General features: G+C 66.7%; 16 protein-coding genes. 6 read left to right on the top strand and 10 right to left on the bottom strand.

What is annotated here, in order from left to right; all coding sequences use genetic code 11:
* Window positions 1-72 precede the first annotated feature (72 nt).
* From FPY90_RS11380 to FPY90_RS11365, 4 genes are all read right to left on the bottom strand, one after another.
* Window positions 73-3909 (bottom strand): choice-of-anchor I family protein, encoded by a 3837-nt coding sequence (locus FPY90_RS11380; protein WP_498681061.1) that lies wholly within the window; start codon window positions 3907-3909, stop codon window positions 73-75.
* A 200-nt stretch (window positions 3910-4109) separates the two neighbouring features.
* Window positions 4110-5123 (bottom strand): TAXI family TRAP transporter solute-binding subunit, encoded by a 1014-nt coding sequence (locus FPY90_RS11375; protein ID WP_498681060.1) that lies wholly within the window; start codon window positions 5121-5123, stop codon window positions 4110-4112.
* Complete coding sequence (locus FPY90_RS11370) at window positions 5120-6553, bottom strand: HAMP domain-containing sensor histidine kinase (protein WP_498681058.1); 1434 nt, start codon at window positions 6551-6553, stop codon at window positions 5120-5122. Before FPY90_RS11370 ends, FPY90_RS11375 begins: the two co-directional genes overlap by 4 nt.
* Window positions 6550-7218 (bottom strand): response regulator transcription factor, encoded by a 669-nt coding sequence (locus FPY90_RS11365; RefSeq protein WP_498681057.1) that lies wholly within the window; start codon window positions 7216-7218, stop codon window positions 6550-6552. Before FPY90_RS11365 ends, FPY90_RS11370 begins: the two co-directional genes overlap by 4 nt.
* A gap of 313 nt (window positions 7219-7531) precedes the next feature.
* Between FPY90_RS11365 and FPY90_RS11360 the strand changes: the two genes are divergently transcribed.
* Entirely contained in the window at window positions 7532-8968 is a 1437-nt protein-coding gene (locus FPY90_RS11360; protein WP_498685569.1) for an MFS transporter, read from the top strand.
* A 110-nt stretch (window positions 8969-9078) separates the two neighbouring features.
* Here FPY90_RS11360 and FPY90_RS11355 read toward each other — a convergent pair whose 3' ends face one another.
* From FPY90_RS11355 to FPY90_RS11345, 3 genes are all read right to left on the bottom strand, one after another.
* Window positions 9079-9402, bottom strand: coding sequence for a hypothetical protein (locus FPY90_RS11355; protein WP_498681056.1), 324 nt, complete (start codon window positions 9400-9402; stop codon window positions 9079-9081).
* 113 nt (window positions 9403-9515) lie between these two features.
* Window positions 9516-10355 carry an aldo/keto reductase gene (locus FPY90_RS11350; RefSeq protein WP_498681054.1) on the bottom strand — a complete coding sequence of 280 codons (840 nt, stop codon included), beginning with the start codon at window positions 10353-10355 and terminating at the stop codon, window positions 9516-9518.
* 54 nt (window positions 10356-10409) lie between these two features.
* Window positions 10410-11600, bottom strand: coding sequence for an MFS transporter (locus FPY90_RS11345; protein ID WP_498681052.1), 1191 nt, complete (start codon window positions 11598-11600; stop codon window positions 10410-10412).
* Between the two features lie 157 nt (window positions 11601-11757).
* On the opposite strand from FPY90_RS11345, the gene FPY90_RS11340 reads away from it, so the two are divergent.
* Window positions 11758-12207 carry a MarR family winged helix-turn-helix transcriptional regulator gene (locus FPY90_RS11340; RefSeq protein WP_498681051.1) on the top strand — a complete coding sequence of 150 codons (450 nt, stop codon included), beginning with the start codon at window positions 11758-11760 and terminating at the stop codon, window positions 12205-12207.
* Between the two features lie 289 nt (window positions 12208-12496).
* Window positions 12497-13732, top strand: coding sequence for an acyl-CoA dehydrogenase family protein (locus tag FPY90_RS11335; protein ID WP_498681049.1), 1236 nt, complete (start codon window positions 12497-12499; stop codon window positions 13730-13732).
* Window positions 13733-13765: 33 nt separating this feature from the next.
* Here FPY90_RS11335 and FPY90_RS11330 read toward each other — a convergent pair whose 3' ends face one another.
* A complete protein-coding gene (locus FPY90_RS11330; RefSeq protein ID WP_498681047.1) occupies window positions 13766-15013 on the bottom strand; it encodes a hypothetical protein in 1248 nt (415 codons plus the stop codon).
* Window positions 15014-15133: 120 nt separating this feature from the next.
* Between FPY90_RS11330 and FPY90_RS11325 the strand changes: the two genes are divergently transcribed.
* The 3 genes from FPY90_RS11325 to FPY90_RS11315 all read left to right on the top strand — a co-directional run bounded on the left by FPY90_RS11325 (window position 15134) and on the right by FPY90_RS11315 (window position 18450).
* Window positions 15134-15937: a hypothetical protein gene (locus FPY90_RS11325; RefSeq protein WP_498681045.1), complete on the top strand. Its 804-nt coding sequence runs from the start codon at window positions 15134-15136 to the stop codon at window positions 15935-15937.
* 129 nt (window positions 15938-16066) lie between these two features.
* Entirely contained in the window at window positions 16067-17113 is a 1047-nt protein-coding gene (locus FPY90_RS11320) for an MBL fold metallo-hydrolase (protein WP_498681044.1), read from the top strand.
* Window positions 17110-18450, top strand: a complete 1341-nt coding sequence (locus FPY90_RS11315) for an MFS transporter (RefSeq protein ID WP_498681042.1) — start codon at window positions 17110-17112, stop codon at window positions 18448-18450. The genes FPY90_RS11320 and FPY90_RS11315 overlap by 4 nt, the downstream gene beginning before the upstream one ends.
* Before the next feature lie 43 nt (window positions 18451-18493).
* Here FPY90_RS11315 and FPY90_RS11310 read toward each other — a convergent pair whose 3' ends face one another.
* Together FPY90_RS11310 and FPY90_RS11305 are read right to left on the bottom strand one after the other, a co-directional pair.
* A complete protein-coding gene (locus tag FPY90_RS11310; RefSeq protein ID WP_498681040.1) occupies window positions 18494-19417 on the bottom strand; it encodes a LysR family transcriptional regulator in 924 nt (307 codons plus the stop codon).
* Window positions 19418-19562: 145 nt separating this feature from the next.
* Window positions 19563-21032, bottom strand: a complete 1470-nt coding sequence (locus FPY90_RS11305; protein ID WP_498681038.1) for an APC family permease — start codon at window positions 21030-21032, stop codon at window positions 19563-19565.
* Window positions 21033-21441: the final 409 nt, after the last annotated feature.

Below are 21441 nucleotides of genomic sequence, written 5' to 3'. Positions count from 1 at the left end.
CCGCTTAACGCAATCGTCCCGCGCCCCCACCGATGGCGGGGACGCGGGACGAATGGCGCTGGAGGAGCGTGCCTACTCGGCGCTGTCCACCGTTGCGCGGTGGCGACGCCAGAGCAAGAACCCGCCGGCCGCAGCCAGCAGTGCGCCGGCACCGGCGATCACGCCGACGGTGGCACCGGTGTTGGCCAGGTCGCCGTTCGGCTGGGGTGCAGCAGCTTCCGGCTCGTCGTCGCCGTCGTTGGCCTGCGGTCCGACAGGTGCCTTGGAAGGCTCCTGATCCTCCGCTGCGGGAGTTTCGCTCGGTGCAGGCTCCTCGCCCGGAGCGGTCGCGGCCGCAACCTCGACCTCGACGGCGATGTCCTCGTGGCCCACGGTCGAGACCAGCAGCGTGTGGGCGCCGGTCTCGAAGTCGGCCGGAACCGCGATCTCGAACGCGGTTTCGCCCTCGGCGTTGGCCGCGGGGATCTCGAGCGCTTCGATCGGGTCCGAGTGCAGGACCGCGGAGATCCGCATGCCCTCCGCAAGCCCGGTGACCTCGGCCTTGAGGGTTTCGCCCTGCGTGACGGTGGCTGCTTCGAGGTCGACCGTGGCCCACTCGGTGCCCGCCACCACGGTGCGGCCCAGCGGGGCGGGGTCGACCAGCGGGTGCGCCTTGAAGTACTCCACGGCGGCGACCAGGTCGATCTGGCCGCTGTCGGCGGCGTTGGCGCCCTGGGCGAAGGTGGTGAAGTTGTCCCCGCCCTCGGCCAGGAAGGAGTTGGCCGCCACGCGGAAGACCTGCTCCGCGGTGACTTCCTCGCCCTTGAACGTCATGGACTTGATGTGCTCTCCCCGTGCGGCATCCGGGTCATAGCTGTAGGCCAGGTCCGCGGAGATGCCCAGGTGCAGCTTCGGGCGCGAGGATCCCTCGGGCTGCCACTGCTCCTCGAGGATGTCCTTGAGCTGGGCACCGGTGAGGTCCTGGGTGATCAGGGTGTTGCCGAAGGGCTGGACGCTGGTCGCGTCCTGGTAGCTGACGGTGCCTTCCTTGCCGAAGAGCAGGTCGGCGCGCAGGCCGCCGGGGTTCATGATCCCGATGTCGGCCTTCTCGCCGCCGAAGGACTCGTTGGAGGTCGACCAGAGGTGCATGTCGGCCACCAGGTTCCCGAGGCTTGATTCGACGCCGCGGTCCGAGCCCTCGGTGCCGCCGCGGGTGATGTCGGCGCTGATTTCGCCGACCCGGACGGCTCCGGCGACCTCCGCCTCGGCGGTGGCCTTCTCGACGATCTTGCCCACCGAGGCCAGGGCCTCGTGGTTCGCGGTGGTTTCCCCGGCCTCGTCGGTCGTGGTCAGCGCGAGCAGCTCGGCGTCGAGGGAGAGAACGTCCTTGGTTTCCGGATCGACCTCGAGGGCCAGGGCCCCGAGGGTCGTGCCGTACTGGTGGGACTGGACGACGGGGCGTTCAAGTCCTGCCGCCCAGCCCTCGACGGGGAACGAGCAGTCGTAGGACTGGTGGGTGTGCCCCGAGAAGATCGCATCGATCTTCGGCGAGGCCTTGCGGACCAGCTCGCCGTAGGTGGTCTTTTCCGTGGCGATGGCCTCGCAGGTGTCCACCGCCGACCCGTCGTGGGTCAGCAGCACGATTGCGTCGGCTTCCCCGTTGGCGTCCTGGCCGTCGGTCAGCTGCTCGGCAACGCGGTTGGCTGCCTCGAGCTGGTCGCCGAACTCGATGTCCTTGATGCCGTTGGGGGAGACCATGGCCGCGGTGGATTCGGTGACGGTGCCGATGAATCCGACCTTCACGCCGTCGACCTCGCGGATCGCGTATTCGCCCAGCGCCGGGGTCTTGGTGCCCTTCTGGTACACGTTGGCGCCCAGTGCGAGATCCGCCCCGTTTTCGCCGGTGGCGGTTGCGTAGCGCGGGATCACGCGGTTGAGCAGGTCGTCGAATCCGGCGTCGAATTCGTGGTTGCCCACCACCGAGACATCCAGGCCCGCCGCGCCGAGCGCATCGATGGCCGGGTTGTCCTGCTGGGAGAAGGAGGTGAAGGTCGAGGCGCCGATGTTGTCGCCCGCCGAGACGAAGAGCGTGTTGGGGGTCGCTTCGCTCAGTTCCTTGACGGCCCCGCCCAGGACCGCGGCGCCGGCCTCGGAGCCGTTTGCCTCGATGCGGCCGTGGAAGTCGTTGATGCCCAGCACCTGGATGCTGGTGCTTGCCGGCTTCTGTGGTTCCGGTGCGGGCACGGCATCCCCGGTGATGGAGAACAGCGTGGTGGTCCCCGAGACCTCGTTGCCCACGGCCAGCATCGGGGCGCCGGTGGGCGAGCCCTCGGCCGGGATGAAGGCCAAGCCCTCCGGTCCCAGGTCTCCGGCCGCAGCGAGGTTTCCGCCGTCTTCGACGGATTCGGAGAAGTCGCGGTTGTTGACGTAGGTGACGAACGTGGAATCCGTGGGCTTGGTGATGTCGTAGACCATGACACCGCCCACGCGCTCGAGGCCGATGAAGGCGTAGGTGGATTCGCCGATGGTGCCGATGGCCAGGTTCTCGGGCTCGGGACCCTTGTCCTCGCTGCGGCCCTCGAGGTTCGACTCGGAGTGGTTGGAGTTGAAGAATCCGGGGTTGGCTTCGGCTGTGATCTGCTCGAAGTCGTCTCCCGAGTCGAAGACCTGCTTGCCGTTGGTGTCCCAGATGGAGAAGGATCGCGACCCGAAGGCGACAAGTTCCTCGTAGCAGCTGCCGTCGGCGTTCAGCCCGGAGGCGGTGGTGACGTTCAGCCGGCCAAGGTCGGTGTCCGCCAGGAGGCCCGCGGCGGGGCTGTCCTCGCAGACCGGGGCGAGTCCGTCCTGGCCCAGGTCCTTGACGCGGGTGCCCTCCTCGTAGCCGCCGAATTCACGGGCATCTCCCTCGTTGGCGGTGACCAGGTACGTGATGCCGCCGGCGGTGGTGTAGGCGTTGATGCCGTCGGGCATGTAGGCGCCCTTGAGCCCCTCGAAGGTCCGGATGTCGATCTTGCCGTCCTTGTCGGAGGCATCCAGGCCGTTGCCGGGCAGCGAGTGGTCCTTGAACCCCAGGGCCCGGATGGCCGTGACGGTGGCGGTGGGCAGGTCGATCTCCGCGATCGCGTTGGCTTCCTGCAGGGCCGCGTAGGCGGTGTTGCCGTCGATCGCTATGTATTCGGGTTCCAGGTTTCGCGAAACCGGGTTGTCTTCCCCGTGCGGGGTTTTCCCGAAGATGCGCACCTCGGCCGGCAGCTTCTTGGAGCCGCCCGCCTCGAATTCGTGGAAGGTCGCGGTCCTGGCCGCGGACTGTGCCGGGGACGCGAGCTTGGCCGGCAGGGTGACGACGCTGACCGATCCCTCGGGGTCCGTGGAGAAGTCGTCGGCCGGTTCGCCTTCGTTGGCGACCACTGCGTAGTTGCCGTCCGCCGAAATCGAGACCATGTCAGGCAGGGGGCCGACCTCGACGCTGCCGAGCACCTTGGCTTGGTCCGCGGTGGCATCGAAGAAGAGCAGCGAGCCCTTGGCGGTCTTGGTGGAAGACTCCAGGGCGATCGCGCCCAGTCCGTCGGCGCGCACCGTCACGGAGTTGGCGATGCCGGAACCGGAGATCGAGTAAAGCTTGGTGGGCTTCGTCGGGTCGGCGATATCCAGGACGTCGACGGCGCCTGCCTGCGCGTTGACCACAAAGAGGCGCTTGCTGGCGGCGTGGTAGGTGACGATTTCGGCTGCCGACTTGTCGAAGGTGCCGGTCTCGTAGGAGCCGACGGCGGACAGTTCGAGTCCGGCGCCCTTGGCCGAATGGGTGATTGGATCGGGCACGATTCCCGCGGCTGCGCTCGAGGCGTAGAACGTGGAACCGGCGAGTGCAAGCGCGGCAATGGCTGCCGAGGCTCGGGTCAAGCGACGCGATGGTCGCCCTGTTCTAGACATGGTTTTCCCAACAAATAGCGAGTGTGCAGGAGTGAGTACACCAATGTCTATCGGTTGAAGGTTTCCGATGGGTGAACGGGGAGCAACGCGGAGGAGCCGGGGCCCAGTTCACCTCCGGGCCCCGGCGCTCGCGTCCCTGGGACATGTCGGGCCGGAGCCGCCACATATGGCCGGCCCAAGCCGTTGCCGTCGCAGGGAGGTTAGCCGTGCAGCGCCCGGTAGGCGTCCGCGGCGGCCGGGTGCAGCGGGATGTCCGCGGTGTTGATCAGCGAATCGGCGCTGAGGAACTGCACCCCGACGCTGGAGCGCGGGATCAGTTCGTCGGCGTGCCCCACCAGCAGGTTGACCGTGGCCTTGGCGGTGTCGGCATCGAGGTCCGCGCGGCACAGCAACAGATTCGCGACCCCGACGGTCCACACCGCCTCCATGCCCGCGTAGCTTCCGGCCGGGACCAGCACCTTGTCGTAGAAGGCCCCGTACCTCGCCCGCAGCCCCGGCAGCAGCGCCGAGAGATCCAGCAACGCGAACCCGGTTTCGGCGTGCGCCTTCGCGATGGCCGCGGTCGGTACCCCGCCGGACCAGAACAAGGCGTCGACCGTGCCCGCGGAGAGCGCGGCGATCCCGTCGTTGAGTCCCAGGCTGCGCACCGTGGTGGCACCGGAGGACTTGGCGCTTGCGGCCGGGGCCGAGACGAGCCCGGCGACCTCGAAGAGCCGCGGCGTGATCAGCGAGGTGCCCGAGCCCGGCCGGCCCACGGCCACGGTGCGCCCAGCCAGGTCGGCCAGGGAGGAGATGCCGCTGTCCTTGCGCACCACCGCGTGGACGTAGTTTTCATACACCTTGCCCAGCGCCGCGATCTGCCCGGGGTTCTGGCTTTGCGGCCCGCCCTCCAAGGACGCGGCATCGGCCAGTGCCACCGCGAGCGTCGCCTCGCCGCGCAGCAGCGTGCGCACGTTGTCCAGGCTGCCGCCGGTGGACAGCACCGTGGCGGACTCGGAGACCCGGTGCCGTTGAAGGGAATCGGCCAGCAGCGTGGCGAATTCCAGGTAGAAGCCGCCGGGTTCCCCGCCTGCCACCACGATGGGGCCAACGTGCGAACCGGTCGTGCAGGATGCCAGCGCCGGGGCCAGGACGCCTGCGGCAGCGGTGGCGCACGCGGCGCGCAGCAGCGTGCGGCGTGACAGCGTTGCGGGGGAGCGGGGTTCGTTTCTCATCGGCCATCCTCCCGTCCCGGGCCGGGAGCCACGGCATCGAACACGATCCGGGCACGCAGCCCGTGCGGCTTGTTGCTGCCCAGGACCAGGTGCCCGCCGTTGGCTGTCGCGAGCTTGTCCACGATGGTCATGCCCATTCCGGTGCCGCGGATCGAGGCGTGCTCGGGGGCGCGCCAGAAGCGGGTGGTGGCCGCGGCCAGCTGCGCCGGTGCCAGCCCCGGCCCGGCGTCGGCGATCTCGAGGATGATCCGCGAGCCCACCTGGAGGACCTCTGCGGTGATCTCGGTGCCCGGGGCGTACTTGATGGCGTTGTTCAGCAGTTCGCCGAGCATCTGGGCCAGCTCGATGCGGTTGCAGTCGATCTCGAGGCCCGGGTCCTGCCCGGTGGCCAGGGTGATGGTGTTGCCGGACTTCAACGCGGCGGGACGGGCGCGGTCGACCTCCTCGGCCAAGACCACGAAGGCATTGACCCCGGAGGGGACCAGGGCCTCCAGCTCGCCGGGTGCGGTGCCTGCCGAATCCTCGATCACCCGGTGCTCGGCCACCGCGAGCCGCAGCACCGAATCCAGGATCTCCTCGACGCGTTCGAGCTCGGCCAGCACCCCGGCCCCGGCTTCCCGCTCATCCTTGTTCTTCAGCTTGAGCAGCAGCAGGTCCACGCGCAGGCGCAGCGCGCCGACCGGGTTGCGCAGGTGGTGGGAGGTGTCGGCGATGAGCTGGCGCTGGGACTCGATGACCTCCCCGAGCGTGGCGGCCATGGCGGTAAAGGAACGGGAAAGCTCGCGCAGCTCCGGGGGACCGGCCTCCGGGAGCCGGGAGGTCTTTCCGGTGTCCTTGAGCTCGCGCACCGCCGTTCCCAGTCGCTGCACCGGGCGCAGCACCCAGCCGGTGACCCGTCCGGCAAGCAGCAGCAGCAGCGTGGCCAGCGCGATGGCGGCGACGCCGGTGGCCAGCCAGCGGGCGCGCAGCTTGGCCCGCGCCGCGTCGAGGTTCACCTCCATCACCGCCTCGCCCAGCACCTGGCTCGCGGACCCGAAGGACCGGGAAATCACCTCGGTGCCGGTGCCAAAGGGCGTGACGGGGTCCAGCTCGGTGTCGGAGAGGTTCAGTGAGGCCCGGGCCAGCGCGTCGCGCACATCGGGCCGCTCGGGGTCCAGCCCGCCGGAGACCAGCGTGCCGGATTGCAGGCGCACCGCCAGTCCCTCCTCGTAGAGCCCGGAGTAGGTGTCCATGTCCCGCTGCAGCACCGTGGTGTCGCCATCGGTCGCCGCATCGAAGGCGACCTGGGCGATCCGGTTCAGCGAGGCGGCCCTGTTGATCTGCAGCGCGGAGGTCAGTTCGCGCCCCGCAGAGGAGAGGATCACGTTGGAGACGATCAGCACCAGCAGCAGCGCCAGCACGCTGAGCACGCCCAGGACGCGAAGCTTCACCGCGGGTCGGCTTCGACCCGGTACCCGACGCCGCGGACGTTGACGATGAATCCGGGCAGCGCGAGCTTGGAGCGCAGGCCGGTCAGGTGGACATCCAGCGAGCGCGAGGAGGCCAGGAATGCATCCCCCCACAGCGCGTCCAGGATTTGTTCGCGGGTCACCACCGATCCGGCGTTCTTCGCCAGCAGGGCCAGCAGGTCGAACTCGGTCGGGGTCAGCGCAAGTTCCGTGCCCTTGACCTGGACCACGCGCCGGTCCGTGTCCAGTGCCAGGTCCCCGAGGCGGATCAGGGAGTCCTTGCGCCCGGAGGCGGGCATCGCGCGCCGGGTGACGGCCTCGATGCGGGCGAGCAGTTCCACGAGCTTGACCGGCTTGATCAGGTAGTCGTCGGCGCCCGAGCGCAGCCCGAGGACCACGGAGCGTTCGTCGTCGCGGGCGGTGAGGATCAGGATGGGGACGTCGGTGACCTGGCGCAGCTTGCGCAGCACCTCGAGCCCGTCCATGTCGGGAAGCCCCAGGTCCAGCAGGATCACGTCGAAGTCCCGGTGGCGCAGCAACGCGTCGGTGCCGCGGGCCACCCGCGCGGCGCCGTGCCCGGTGGAGGACACCGCCGCGGTGAGCGCCGCGGCCATGGAGTCGTCATCCTCAACGATGAGTACGTCCATGGACCGGTTCCTTAGCTTTGCGGATTGTGTCGTAAAAAAGTTGCTGTTCACGGCCGTCTTGTGCGTGGCGTGTCCGTCTTGGAGATTACCATTTCCTCGCGGTTCCCGCCGTTCCGTCGTCGGTGCCGCGGGAACCCCGGCCGCACTGGGCCGTCCCCGGGACCCGCGGACGAGTCCTAAGGAAGCGTTAGGAATGGGCTCCCGCGTTGGATGCCGCCGGTGGCGCGACTACCTTGGTTGAGGCCCTCGATGCATTGTGGGGGCCGCCAACGCAAGAGGAGGAACACCCATGGGCCAAGCCGCCCTGGACAACATGAAGAAGGCGCCGCGCCGCGGCGCCCGCGACAAGGACCCGGTTGAGGCGGCCGCTACCCGCAAGGCCGTGAGCAACATCCTCAAGGGCTCGGCCGGAAACCTCGTGGAGTGGTTCGACCTCTACGTCTACACGGTGTTCGCCGCGTACTTCCAGTCGCACTTCTTCAACTCGACCAACGAGCTGCAGGCCGGCCTCGAGGCCATGGCCGTGTTTGCCACCTCGTTTTTGATGCGCCCGGTGGGTGCCTGGTTCTTCGGCCGCTACGCCGACCGCCACGGCCGCAAGGCCGCGCTGACCCTGTCGGTGACGCTGATGAGCGCCGGCTCGTTCGCCATCGCGATCCTGCCGACCCAGGAAGCTATCGGCATGTGGGCCATGATCCTGCTGGTCTTCGTGCGCCTGTTGCAGGGCTTCTCGGTGGGCGGGGAGTACGGCACCAGCGCCACCTACATGTCCGAGGCCGCGACCTCCAAGCGCCGCGGTTTCTTCTCCTCCTTCCAGTACGTGACCCTGATCGGCGGCCAGATGCTGGCCTTGCTGGTGCTCGTGATCCTGCAAAACACCATGAGCCACGAGACGCTCAGCGCGTGGGGCTGGCGCATCCCGTTCGCCATCGGCGGCGTGGCCGCCCTGGTGGTGCTGTGGCTGCGCCGCTCCATGGAGGAAACTCTCTCCGCGGAGCAGGTTGCAGCGGCCAAGAGGCCTGCCGTGGCAGGCGAGGCCCAGCCGGGCACCATGAAGCTGCTCTTCACCCAGTACTGGAAGCCGTTGCTGACGTGCATCGGCATCACCCTGGGTGGCACCGTGGCCTTCTACACCTACACCAACTTCATCCTGAAGTTCATGAACGATACCTCCGGCATCGAAAAGACCCAGACCTCGGTCATCAACTTCTGGGCGCTGTTCATCTTCATGCTGCTGCAGCCGGTCTACGGCATCATCTCCGACAAGGTCGGGCGCAAGCCGCTGCTGCTCTGGTTCGGCATCACCGGCGTCTTGTTCACCTGGCCGCTGCTGTCGCTGTTGGCCAAGACGCAGAACCCGGTATTGGCCTTCGCGCTGATGATGGGCGGTCTGGTCATCGTTGGTGGTTACACCTCGATCAACGCTCTGGTGAAGTCGGAACTGTTCCCGGCCTCCATCCGCGCCCTCGGCGTGGGCCTGGGCTACGCCATTGCGAACTCGCTCTTCGGCGGAACCGTCCCGCTGATTGGCGCCGCACTGCAGAAGGCCGATCGCATTGATCTGTTCTTCACCTATGTCACGATTGCCATCGGCATTTCGCTGCTGGTCTACATCTTCGCGCTGAAGAACAAGAAGACCACGCACCTGGATGACGAACAGGGCCACGCCTGGACCGGCAAGAACCCGGACGCCGAGGTTCCGGATACCAAGGACCAGGGCGACGACAAGAAGGATCTCGTCGACGCCTAGTTTCACCGTTTCGCCGGGATCATTGCCGGAAAAGTAGCCACCCGTCTTCACGCGTCCCAACGTGAATGCGGGTGGCTTCTGTGTGTGGCGCGGGGAACGTCATGGATAGGTTAGGCAGCGGACGCGGGAGGGGACTGCGATGCCCGGATGGCACGGCGCAGGTCCTCCAAGTCCGGCTGGCCGGCGAAGCCCGTCGGCGTGCGGTAGACACGACATGACACCGCCGGTTCCGTCCCGGAATCAAAGAGGTCGGTGCCGTTGAGGCCGAAGCTCGGCGAACCGTGGAAATCGTGGAGGGCCGCTTCTTGTTCCGTGCGGATTTCACGCACGGAGGCCGGAACCCCGATGCCCTCGAGTTCAAGCGCGGCGGCAAAGAGTTCCCTGGCGGATTCGGAATTCGGGCATCCGGGGATCACCTGCAAGATCGGTTCCATGTCTTGAGTATCGCGCATTTGGGTCGCGGCCGTAAGGCGGGCAGCCGGCCCAAGGCCCGGTGGCCATCCCTCGAGAACTGGGATGCGGCCACCGAGCGCCACGGGCTGGGTTCCTAGCCGTTGAAGGAGCCTGGGAACGGCCCGGTGCGCCCGTCGCGCTCGAGTGCGTCCAGGGCCGCGACCTGGCCGACGTCAAGGTCGAATTCGAACACGTCAAGGTTCGAGGTCATGCGCGAGGCGGTGACGGACTTCGGGATCACCACGTTGCCCCGCTGCAGGTGCCAGCGCAGCACCACCTGGGCTGGGGTGACCCCGTGTGCCTGCGCCGCGGCCAGCACGGCCGGATCGCCCAACACGGCTCCCTGGGCCAGCGGACTCCAGGCCTCGGTGGCGATCCCGTGGGCGCGGTTGGCGGCCACGGTTTCACGGTTCTGCAGGAAGGGATGCAGCTCCACCTGGTTTACAGCCGGAACCGTGCCGCCGAGTGCAATGACGCGTTCGAGCTGTCCGGGGAGGAAGTTCGAGACGCCAACGGACCGGGTGAGTCCAGCGGCGCGCAAGTCCTCCAGGGCTTGCCAGGACTCGAGGTAGGCATCGGTGTCGGTGCCCGGCCAGTGGATCAGGTAAAGGTCCACGTGGTCCAGCCCGAGCTTCTCCAGGCTTGCGGACAAGGCGTCACGCGCAGACGCCCGCCCCAGGTCAGCCAACCAGAGCTTGGTGGTCACGAAGAGTTCGTCGCGCTGGATGCCGGATTCGGCCAGCGCACGTCCCACTCCTGACTCATTGCCGTAGATGGTTGCGGTGTCGATGCTGCGGTATCCGGTTTCAAGAGCCGTGGCCACCGCCTCGGTGGTCTGCTCATCCGGGACCTGGAAGACGCCGTAGCCAAGCTGCGGCATGGTGGTGCCGTCGTTGAGGGTGATGGTCGGGATGGTGTTCGTTGAGGTGGTCATGGGAAAACTCCTTGGATTGACGGGAAAGGTGTTGATGGTGGCGTGCCTGTCGCCTTAGACGGTGACTGGCACGGACGCGGAAGTCCGCGACTTGGCGTATTCGCCGCCCCGGACGCGCGTGGCGATGAGCATGACCGCCAGTCCGGCAACGGTGATGGCGGCTCCGGCCCACAATGGCGAGGTGTAGCCCAGCCCTGCGGCGATGGTGAGGCCGCCGATCCATGCGCCCAGTGCGTTGCCCACGTTGAAGGCGGCGATGTTGGCCCCCGAGGCGAGGGTTGGTGCGTGGGCGGCATGGTTCATGATGCGCATTTGCAGGCCAGGGACGGTGGCGAAGCCGATGCCGCCCATGAGCACCAGCGCGATGATGGTGGCGACCTGGTTGCCGGCGGTCAGCGCGAAGGCCGCCAGGACGACGGTGAGAATCGAAAGCACGGTGATCAAGGTGGCGGCCAGATTGCGGTCGGCGGCCTTGCCGCCGAGGATGTTGCCCACGAAGAGGCCCAGGCCGAAGAGGACCAACAGCCACGGGACCGAGCTGGCGGCAAAGCCGCTGATGCCGGTGAGCGTGAAGGCGATGTAGGTGAAGGCGCCGAACATGCCGCCGTAGCCCAGGATGGTCACGATCATGGACAGCCAGACCTGGGGGCTGCGGAAAATGTCGAATTCGCCGAAGATTCCCTTGTTGCCCGACCGGGCAAGGTTTCCGGGAACCAGGAGCATGATGCCAACAAGGGCAACGACGCCGATGGCCGTAATGGCCCAGAACGTGGAACGCCACCCGGTGGCCTGGCCCAGCAGGGTGCCGAAGGGCACGCCCAGGACGTTGGCGATGGTCAGGCCCGCAAACATGAAGGAAATGGCGCCGGCCCGCTTGTTGGCGGCGACCAGGTCTGCGGCAACGACAGAGCCGATTCCGAAGAATGCTCCGTGGCAGAGGGCCGCCACGATCCTGCCGACCATGACGATTTCATAGGTGGGACCCGTGGCGCTGAGCAAGTTTCCGATAATGAACAGGAGCATCAGGAACAGCAATGACTTCTTGCGGTCCAGCCGGCTGAGCACCGCGGTGACGATGATGGCGCCGATGGCCACGGCGAGTGCGTATCCGGATATGAGGTAGCCGGCGACGGTTTCGGTAACGCCGAAATCCGCGGCAACCTCGGGCAGGAGGCCCATGATGACGAATTCCGTCAATCCGATTCCAAAGCCGCCGAGGGCGAGGGCATAGAGAGCTACGGGCATGGTGAACCTTCGGTATGTGAGGGTTGGAAGAAGATGCGAAGGGTTTCTTCGCACCAATCGTTGCGTATGCAACTAACTGCTAACGCAATGATTGCACACGCGTTATATCGGCGCAAGGTGCTATGCTGAGCGGACGAACACACGAGGAGACTCACATATGGGGATCAAGGACGACGCCGTACAGATCCGCGCGCAGGGCTGGCGCACGCTTGCCGCACTGCACAACCTCATCGAGGGGGAGCTGGAGCGCGCGCTGCAGGCCAAGCACGGGCTGTCCGTTGTGGAATTCACCGTGCTCGATGCCCTGAGCCGGCAGGACGGTTGGCATATGCGCATGGCCCAGCTGGCCCGCGCCGCCGCCCTGTCCAGTAGTGCCACCACCCGCCTGGTGACCCGGCTCGAGGATCGCGCCCTGTTGACCCGCATCCTGTGCACGGACGACCGCCGCGGCATTTACACCGAGCTCACGGTTGCGGGGGAGAAGCTCTTGGCCGAGGCGCACCCGACGCACGATGCGGTCCTGCTCTCGGCACTCGAGTCCGCGTCGCGGGTCCCGGAGCTCCAGGAATTAGTCACCGCGGTGGCTCCCGAGGGCCAGGACAACTAGCCGTCCGTTCGATCCGTGGGCGCGCTGCCGGCAACAACTTTCCACCGTCGTTTCCGGTCGGGGACGTTGCGGGGTGAAGCGCGCGGGTGACAGCAGATGACGCACCGCGTCGCCGCATGTCCGCCGGATGACGGCGGATTGACTCAAGTCCGGCGCCGATCGGTCATGCCGCCTCTCCCGGTGAAGCCTCGTGACGATCTGCTTCCCGCGGTGAAGCGACCGATGCGCCGGACCCCTCGATGTTCCTAGTCTCGAGTCATTGATCCAACGAGATTCAGGAGCCGCACACATGAGCGCCACCCAGCTTGAGACCGCCGCACTTCCCCGCACGCCCTGGACCGGGCATGCCGGACCCGACGAACTGGAGCACTGGACGTCCGTGGCCGGCGCGGTTGCAGACGCCCTGGCCGTCGATGCCCTGGCCCGCGACATCGCCAACCAGGATCCCTTCACCGAGGTCGACCTGTTGCGCGAATCCGGATTGCTCAACCTCCTGGTGCCGGTCGAATTCGGCGGGGCCGGCGGGCACTGGGAATCGGCCTTCGCCGCGGTGCGCATCATCGCCGGGGCTGACGGATCGATCGCCCAGCTGCTCGCCTACCACTACGCCAACCAGTCCAGCATTGCGTTCTACGCCGCACCCGCGGACCAGGGCCAGTGGTTTGCCCGCAGCGCATCCGAAGGCTGGCTCTGGGGCGACTCGGTGAACCCGGTCGACCCCGACCTGTCCCTGGTGGCGGTGGACGGGGGCTACCGGCTCAACGGACTCAAGCGCTTCTCCACCGGCTCCAGCGTCGGTGACGTCATCGTCGTCAACGCAGCCGTGACCGGCGGCGAAAACGACGGAAAGGTCCTGGCCTTCGTGCTTGAACGAGGCCGCGAGGGCCTGGAGCTGCTCGGCGACTGGGACCAGCTGGGCCAGCGGCTCTCGGCCTCCGGCTCGGTGAGGTACCGCGACGTGGCGGTGGCACCCGAAGACGTGCTGGGGGAGGTCACGCCCGAGCCCATTGCCACGCTGCTGACCCCTGGGCTGCAGCTGGCCTTCGGGAACTTCTACCTCGGCATCGCCGAGGGTGCCTTGGCAGCGGGTCGCAAGATCCTGCTCGGGCGCAAAAACTCCTGGTTCCTGTCGGCGGCCGACACCTACGCCCAGGACCCGGTGTTCCAGCGGACGGTCGGGGAACTGAAGGCACGCGCCGCCGCGGTGGCGGCGTTGGCCGAAAAACTCAACCGCCGCTTCGACACCGAGGTGGGCCGCGCCGGCGCCTTGGATGCCGGGCAGCGCGGGGACGTTGCCGTGGCCATCGCCGAGCTCAAGGTTGTCGCCACGGAGGTGGCCCTCGAGGTGGCCAACAGGATCTTCGAGGTCACCGGTTCCAGTTCCACCGGAAACCACGTGGGGCTGGATCTGTTCTGGCGCAACGTGCGCACGCACTCGCTGCACGATCCGGTGGATTACAAGAAGATCGAGGTCGGCACGTACTTCCTGCATGGAACCACGGCGCCGCTCTCGCTATATACCTAATACGGCAGGCGGGCGGTGCGCATGGGCCGCGGGTCAGTCCGCTGCGCCCAGGTAGGCCAGGTCCTCGTCCCGGGGGTCCTCGTAGTTGATCTCCAGCCCGGACGGTTCCGCCACGGCGAAGGCGACGAGCTTCTTGAGTACGTCGGGAACCCGGATGTGGGTGTCGCGCTCGAGCAGGCCTTCGGCAACCAGCAGGTCCACCGAGAGTTCGGTCAAGGAGCCTTCGTCCAATTCGGCGCGTTCAAGCGTCGCAAGGGCCTCCGCAAGTTGCCCGGACTCGATCCCCTCCTCGGTTCCCGCATCGAGCAGGATCGTGCTGAGCATGTTGTCGAAGAGGTTCGCATCCCCGTCCTCGGGGTCTTCGTCGCCAAACCCCGTGGCGGCGGCAGTGGCATTGAGCTGCATGTACAGGCTCAGCGCCACGTCCCGAAGAAGGTGCATCAGCATGTCCTCGCGGGCCGTCCCCTCCAGCGATTCCAAGGGATGATTCATGATGGCATGCCGCGAACCCACCTCGACCAGGCCGATGCGGAGCAGGGAGTCCCAGAGCAGGTCCAGCTGGGGGATCTGCTGGGCACTGGTCACCTGCAGGGGTGCGCCCTGGTCGGGGGAGGTGCCTTGTGGCAGGCTGCCCACACCCTGGGCGGCAACACCGAGGGCCGCGGCCGCCCCCTGGATGTCCTTGCGCGTGAGCAGGCCGGTGGAGGTCACATCGCGCTTGTTCCCGAACCACGCGATAAATGCCTGCAGGTGCGTGGCCAGCGGCAGGGCGAGCAGGGAGTCGCGGGTCTGGGACCGGGTCAGCGCCGGAACATCGAAGACGCGGTCGTCGAATTCTTCATCGGAGTCATCGTCCAGGGCTTCGAGCAGGGCTTCCTGCACCTCTTCGAACAATTCGTCGCTGCCGCTCCACAGGTCGGAATCGTCGAGGTAGAGCAGGTATCCGACCACCACATGCAGGACGAAGTCGAAGTCCTCATCCGGGTGGTCGTAGACGTACTTGCCCAGGGCGACCTGCGTTGCAGAGGGCTCCAGCACGGTGGTGACCGAGGTCCGGGCGGAGGCCCCGTGGTTTTCCAGGAAGGCGCGCAGCACCGGCAACGGATCGCCCAGCTGCAGCAGCTCGGTGTTGGCGCGCACCCACTTCATGAACCCCGCGGCCACCTCGTCACCGGTGTTGCGGGCACGGAACTCGTCGATGCTCACGATGTTCGCGGCTGCCGCGGCGCGGCCCGGGTGTCCCTGTTTGGCCTTGGTTGGGGATTTCTTCTTCTTGGGCACGACGGCTCGCATTCTTGACGGGGGGCAACTGCTCACCACAGTACAACGGATCGACGCACGGGAGCGGGCGGTTGCGTGGACGCGGAGGCCTGGGCATGGAACATTGGAAGAGTGGATGACATGACTGCCGAAATTGAATTGAAGACCCGGGAGCGTGCTCGGGAACAACTGCATACCATGTTGATGCTGGTGGAGGGCGGCCAGGTGCGTTGCAGCGCAGCGACCAAGAAGCCGTCGGCCGCAACCATGCGCCTGCTGGCCGAGGCCTTGCCGGGAGGTGACTTCTACGCCGATGAGCACATCGCGTCCTTCGCTTGGCCGCTGCTGCTGCAGGCCGGCGGACTGGCAGCCGGAACCAAGCTCGAACTCACCGCACGCGGCCGAGCCGCACTCAAGAAGGACCCGGACGAGGTGCTGCTGGGACTGTGGGACCGGTGGGTCCGCGGCGGGGTGATCGACGAGCTGTCCCGGATCGAGGCCATCAAGGGGCAGAAACGGACCAACACGCTCTCCGGGTTGAAGAACCGCAGGTTCATGGCGGCGGAGGTCCTGAAAGTGCTCTCCACCAGCGAGTTCACCATGGTGACCCAGGCGTTCAACGCCTCCATCCACGTTGGCTCGCACTTCACCGTGGCGCGCAACGACTTTGCTGCGTTCAAGCTGTATGTCGAAGATCCCCAGTACGGCAGCCTCGGGTATGACCACGTTGATTTCGAGGGATTCGTGGACAGGCGTTACCTGATGGCCTTGCTCCTTGAATACGCGGCGACGCTCGGAATGGTTGATGTGCGCTACGTCGATCCCGCATTCGCGATGGATGACTTTGAGGATTTGTGGGGAACCGAGGCATTGACGCGGATCAGCCGTTATGACGGGTTGCGTGCGGTGCGCCTGACCGAATTGGGGGCCCGCTCCATCGGGTGAAGGAAGGAAACGGCCCAGTATAGGCAAAACCGGGGATTGGAATCGATAAAAACAGTTTTACGTATGTGCCGCGAGGCTACATCCTTGTGTGAAGGACATCTCATTCTTTCCGCATAAGGAGCATCACACGTGCAAGGCACTTCCCTGAAACCCCGCGTCGTAACCCTGGGCACGGCCGGCGGCCCGCGTTGGTGGACCGGCGAAAACGCCGGCAAGCGTGCAGGCATCGCCACCGCAGTGGTCGTCGGTGACGCCGTGTACCTGGTGGACGCCGGGACCGGCGTGGGAAACCAGCTCATGAAGGCCGGGTTCAGCACCGCGAACCTGCGCGGGATCTTCCTGACGCACCTGCACTCCGACCACACCATCGACCTGGCGTCGCTGGCGATCTTCGGGCTCTTCACCATCACCCCCGGCCAGGCACCGGTCCACATCATCGGCCCCGGCGACCGCGGCGCCCTGCCGCCGGCCTCCTCGCGTGCCCAGGTCCCGCCGACCCCGCTGTATCCGGAAAACCCGACCCCGGGCACCGCGGACATGTTCAGCCACCTCATGCAGGCCTATGGAACCGACTTGAACGACCGGGTGATCGACGCGCTGCGTCCTTCCCCGCTGGACCACTTCATCGCCTCGGACATCGCGATCCCCGCCGGAAGCGGCTACCACCCCAATGCGAACCCGACCCCGGAGGGTTTCGAGCCCTTCGAGATCTACCGGGACGAGCTGGTCACCGTGACCGCGACCCTGGTCAAACACCCGCCGATCGCCCCGGCCTTCGCCTTCCGCTTCGACACCGCCGAGGGTTCCGTGACAATCTCCGGGGACACCGCACCGTGCGAGAACCTCGTGCGGCTGGCCCGCGACACCGACCTGCTGCTGCACGAGGCCATCGACTTCGACTGGGTCCAGCGCAGCTACGGGAGCATCGGCACCGAGGCCGCTGCCGCCTCGATGGACCACCACCGCCTCTCGCACACCTCGGCGGCCCAGGCCATCGAGCTGGCCGAACGTGCCGGGGCCCGCACCCTGGCCCTGCACCACCTGGTGCCAGGGACCACACCGGTCTCCACGTGGCTCGCCCACGCCAGGGATTTCTCCGGGACCTTCCTGGTTCCCGATGACCTCGATACCATTTCCTTTAGCCGCGCTCACACAGAATTGATGGTTGCGCCATGACCCACCTCAAGACATCGGCCGGGCAGTCGGCAGAGATCGCCGTTCCGTCGTTGAACGATCCGCACATGCGAAGGATCCTGGCCTCCTCCTTCATCGGCAGCGCCATCGAGTTCTACGACTTCATCCTTTACGCCACCGCCGCGTCGCTGGTGTTCAACAAGGTCTTCTTCGTCAACCAGTCACCCGCAGTGGCGCTCTTCGCCTCCTTCGCCACGCTCGCGGTGGGCTACCTGGCCCGCCCGCTGGGCGGCATCATCTTCGGGCACTACGGAGACAAACTGGGCCGCAAGGGCGTGCTGATCACCTCCATGGTGATGATGGGCGTCGCCTCGACCATCATCGGCCTGCTGCCGCCCACCGCACAGGTCGGTGTCATTGCCCCGATCGCACTTATCACCCTGCGCGTCATCCAGGGCCTGGCCGTGGGCGGGGAATGGGGCGGGGCCATGCTCATGGCACTGGAACACGCACCCAAGGAACGCCGCGGCTTCGCCGCCAGCTTCGCAAACATGGGCGGTCCGGCCGGCGCGGTGCTGGCTACCCTTGCCGTCTCCGCCGTTTCCACGCTGCCCACCGAGCAGTTCCTGGCCTGGGGCTGGCGCATCCCCTTCATCGCCAGCCTGGGCCTGGTTGCCATCGGCCTGGTCATCCGCCTGAAGGTCACCGAATCCCCGCTGTTCCTGGCCCTGGAGGGCAAGGCCGCGGAGAAGAAGATCCCGCTGCTGCAGGTGCTGACCAAGTACCCGAAGTCCGTGCTCATGGGCACGCTGGTGGGCATGAGCTCCTACACCGTGCAGGGAATCATGACGGTCTGGGCCATCTCCTACGTGGTGGAGGAAGCCGGCATGGACCGCACCGCGGTGCTCAACATCAAGGCCGTGGGCGCCACCCTGACCATCGTGGCGGTGTGGTTTGCCGCCCGCTACTCGGACAAGCTGGGCCGCCGCCCGGTGATGATGTTCGGCATCATCGCCGGAGCCGTGCTCGCGCTGCCGATCATGTGGATGCTGCAACTGGGCGAGCTGTGGCTCTTCGCGATCGCGCTTTTCCTGGCCAACGGCGTCATCCAGGGCACCATCTTCGGGCCGTTCGGTGCCTTCACCGCCGAGCTGTTCCCCACGCGCATCCGCTACACCGGGGCCTCGCTGGTCTACCAGCTCTCGTCGACCCTCGGTGCGGGCTTCACCCCGATGATCGTCACCGGCCTGGTGCTGCTCGGTGGCGGCTCGCTGTGGATCGCCGGGGCCGTGTGGGCCGGGGTCTTCATCGTGGCCGCGCTGGCCATGCGCAGCGTCAAGGAAGGCAAGGACGCGGACCTGGGCGCCGAGGAGATGTAGCACCAGCCAGCTGTGCCGCGATGCGGGGGCCGGGAATGTCCGTTCAGGACGTCTCCGGCCCCCGCTCGCGTTCGGCCCCGATCCGTTCGCAGAACTCGATGAAGGCGCGCAGCCGCAGGCTTGGCCGCTCGGCGGCCGTGTAGGCGACGCAGATGTCGCTGTGGCCCACCTGCCCCTCGATCTCCAGCACGGCAAGCGGCAGCCCGTCGTAGCTGACATCCGCCGGCGGGCGCTGCACCAGCACCGTGTAGCCCAGCCCGCGGGCGACCATGCCGCGCACCGCCTCGAAGTTCGAGCTGCTCCAGGCGATCTTCGGGTCCAGCCCGGACATGCGCAGGTTGACCAGCTGGTTGTCGCGCACCGTGGGGATGTCCAGGGACACGAAGTCCTCCTCGGCCAGGTCGGCCAGGCGCACGGAACCGGTGCCCGCGAGCCGGTGCCCGGCCGCCAGCAGCACATAGGGGCGCCCGCTCATCACCGGGGTGTGCTGCACACGGGGCAGCAGGTGCCGGGTGTGGGTGATCACCGCATCGAGGTAGCCCTCGAGCAGGCGCCCCTGCAGCTCGGCACCGTCTCCCTCGGTGATGCGCACCTCCAGGCCCGGGTTCGGCTTGGTGAATTGCTCGCAGACCACCGGCAGCCAGAAGGCCGAAAGCCCCGAATACATCCCGATGTTCAGCGGCCCCACCAAGCCGCTCTGCCGTTCCCCGATGAGCTCCTGGACCTCCTCGGCGTGCCTGACCAGCTCCTTGGCGTCGCGCAGGAAATGTGTCCCCACCGCGGTCAGCACTACGCCGCGGGCCCGGTGCCGCACCAGCAGCTGGGACCCGACGATGCGCTCGAGCTCCCCGATGGCCTGGGACATCGCGGCCTGCGAGATGTGGCAGGCGGCCGCGGCACCGGAGATCGTGCCGGCATCGGCCACGGCGATGAAGTACTGCAATTGCTTGAAGGTGTAGTTGACCACCTCCCCAGCGTAGGTGATGGGCGCTGGGCCGTGGCTGGGCTCCGGGGCAAATGTTCCGGCCTGTCGCGGGGCACTTCATTCGAAAATGCCGTGGGCGGGCATCGGATATCCGGTGCCCGCCCACGGCATGTGCGATGCCCGGGTGTTACTTCTTGGACCTGGACTTGGAATTGGCCTTGCGGGCGTTGACGATCTCCATGACCTGCTCCTCGGCGTCGATGCCGGCCTTGATGCCGCCCGGAACCTTGAAGAGGAACACCGCTCCCATGCCCCACCAGACGAAGAAAATCAGCCACGGCTGCCACGACAGCGAGGCGGGCATGCCCGGCATATACAGGGAGAACAGCGCCAGGGTCAGCACGGTGGCGGCGATGCCGATGGCGATGCCGCCCTTGCCCTTGCCTCCAATGCGCAGCGGGCGATCCATCTGCGGTTCGCGCTTGCGCAGCACCAGGAACGTCACGGCCACCAGGAAGTAGGCAATGATGATGCTCGGTGCGCCGCCGTCAACCAGCCAGCCTAGCATTTCGACGCCGAAGAACGGTGCAAGCATCGAGATGCCGCCGATGAACAGAAGCGCGTTGTGCGGGGTGCGGAACTTCGGGTGCAGGGCGCCGAACCATGCCGGCAGCATGCCGGAACGGGCCAGCGAGAAGACCAGGCGCGAGGCGCCGAGCAGCAACGAGTTCCACGAGGTCAGGATGCCGGCGATGCCGCCGGCGATCAGGATCTTGGCCATGATGTCGGAGTCGAACAGTGCGCCCATGGCATCAGCGGTGGCGATGTCGGTCTTGACCAGCTCGCTGGCCGGCATGGCCGAGGCGGTGGTCAGCACGACCATGATGTACCAAATGGTGGCCAGGACGACCGCGATGACAACGAGCCTGCCGACCTGGCGCGGCGGGATGTTGACCTCCTCGGCCGACTGCGGGATGACGTCGAAGCCGATGAAGAGGAACGGGACCACCATCAGCACCGCGAAGTAGCCGCTGACCCCATTGTTGAACATCGGGAACATGTTCTCGGAGCTGCCGCCGATGACGGAGCCGAAGAGCAGCAGCGCTCCGATCAGCAGCAGGAAGAGCACGGTGAAGGTCTGCACGATGCCAGCCTGCTTCACGCCCAGGATATTGATCAACGTGATCAGTGCTCCGGCGACCACGCCGACCAGTGCCCAGGTGAGGTGGACCTCGTACCCGGCGATGGTCCACAGCGGGATCCGGCTCAGCCCTGGAACGATGTATTCGATGGTGCGCGGTAGCGCCACGGCCTCGAACGCCACGATGGTGACGTAGCCGCCGGTGATGGCCCAGGAACCAATGAACGACGGGCGGGGGCCGAGGGCGCGCAGGATGAAGTTGTGCTCGCCTCCCGCCTTCGGCATTGACGAGGTCAATTCGGCATAGGTCAATCCGACGATGGCCATGATGACGCCGCCGGTAAGCATGGCCAGGACAGCACCCATGGTTCCGGCGCTGGAGAGCCAGCCACCGGTGAGCACCACCCAGCCAAATCCGATCATGGCCCCGAATCCCAGGGCGAGGGCATCGCGGTTGCCCAGCGTCTTGGCCAGCGTGTTCGCCGGTCCCGACGGGGGCTTGAAATCTGTAGTCATAAGGGGTCACTCCTTCGTGCCTTCAACGGTGAAGTATGTCTGAACGGCGTGATCCAGATCTATGTGCAGATCGTCGATCACAGGCCTGTCTGTTGTGTCCATGCCCAATGCGATCGGCCCCGCCGCATGCATCGAGCCGTTCGGCGCTCCGCAGGCGCCGCCCAGCCCACGCTAGAAGAGGTTTTGAGCCCATGGTGAAGCGTCACACATTTGTGGAATGTGACGTGACGCCCATGGGTTTCGAGGTCTGGCACCGGACGGAGCACCATCTGAGAGGCGCTGTGTCGACGAGTCGAGGGCCCAGCTGGACGCGGATATCCACGGACACGGGAGCCTGCCAGTACGGCACGAGGGAAATGTCTGTCATGACATCTGTCATGGCAATTTCATGATCTATAGGACTTCTGCG

Source organism: Arthrobacter sp. C2 (assembly GCA_024207135.1).
Lineage (GTDB): Bacteria > Actinomycetota > Actinomycetes > Actinomycetales > Micrococcaceae > Paeniglutamicibacter.
Note: the sequence above shows the minus strand (reverse complement) of the source record. Positions and strands in the feature narration are given on the sequence as shown.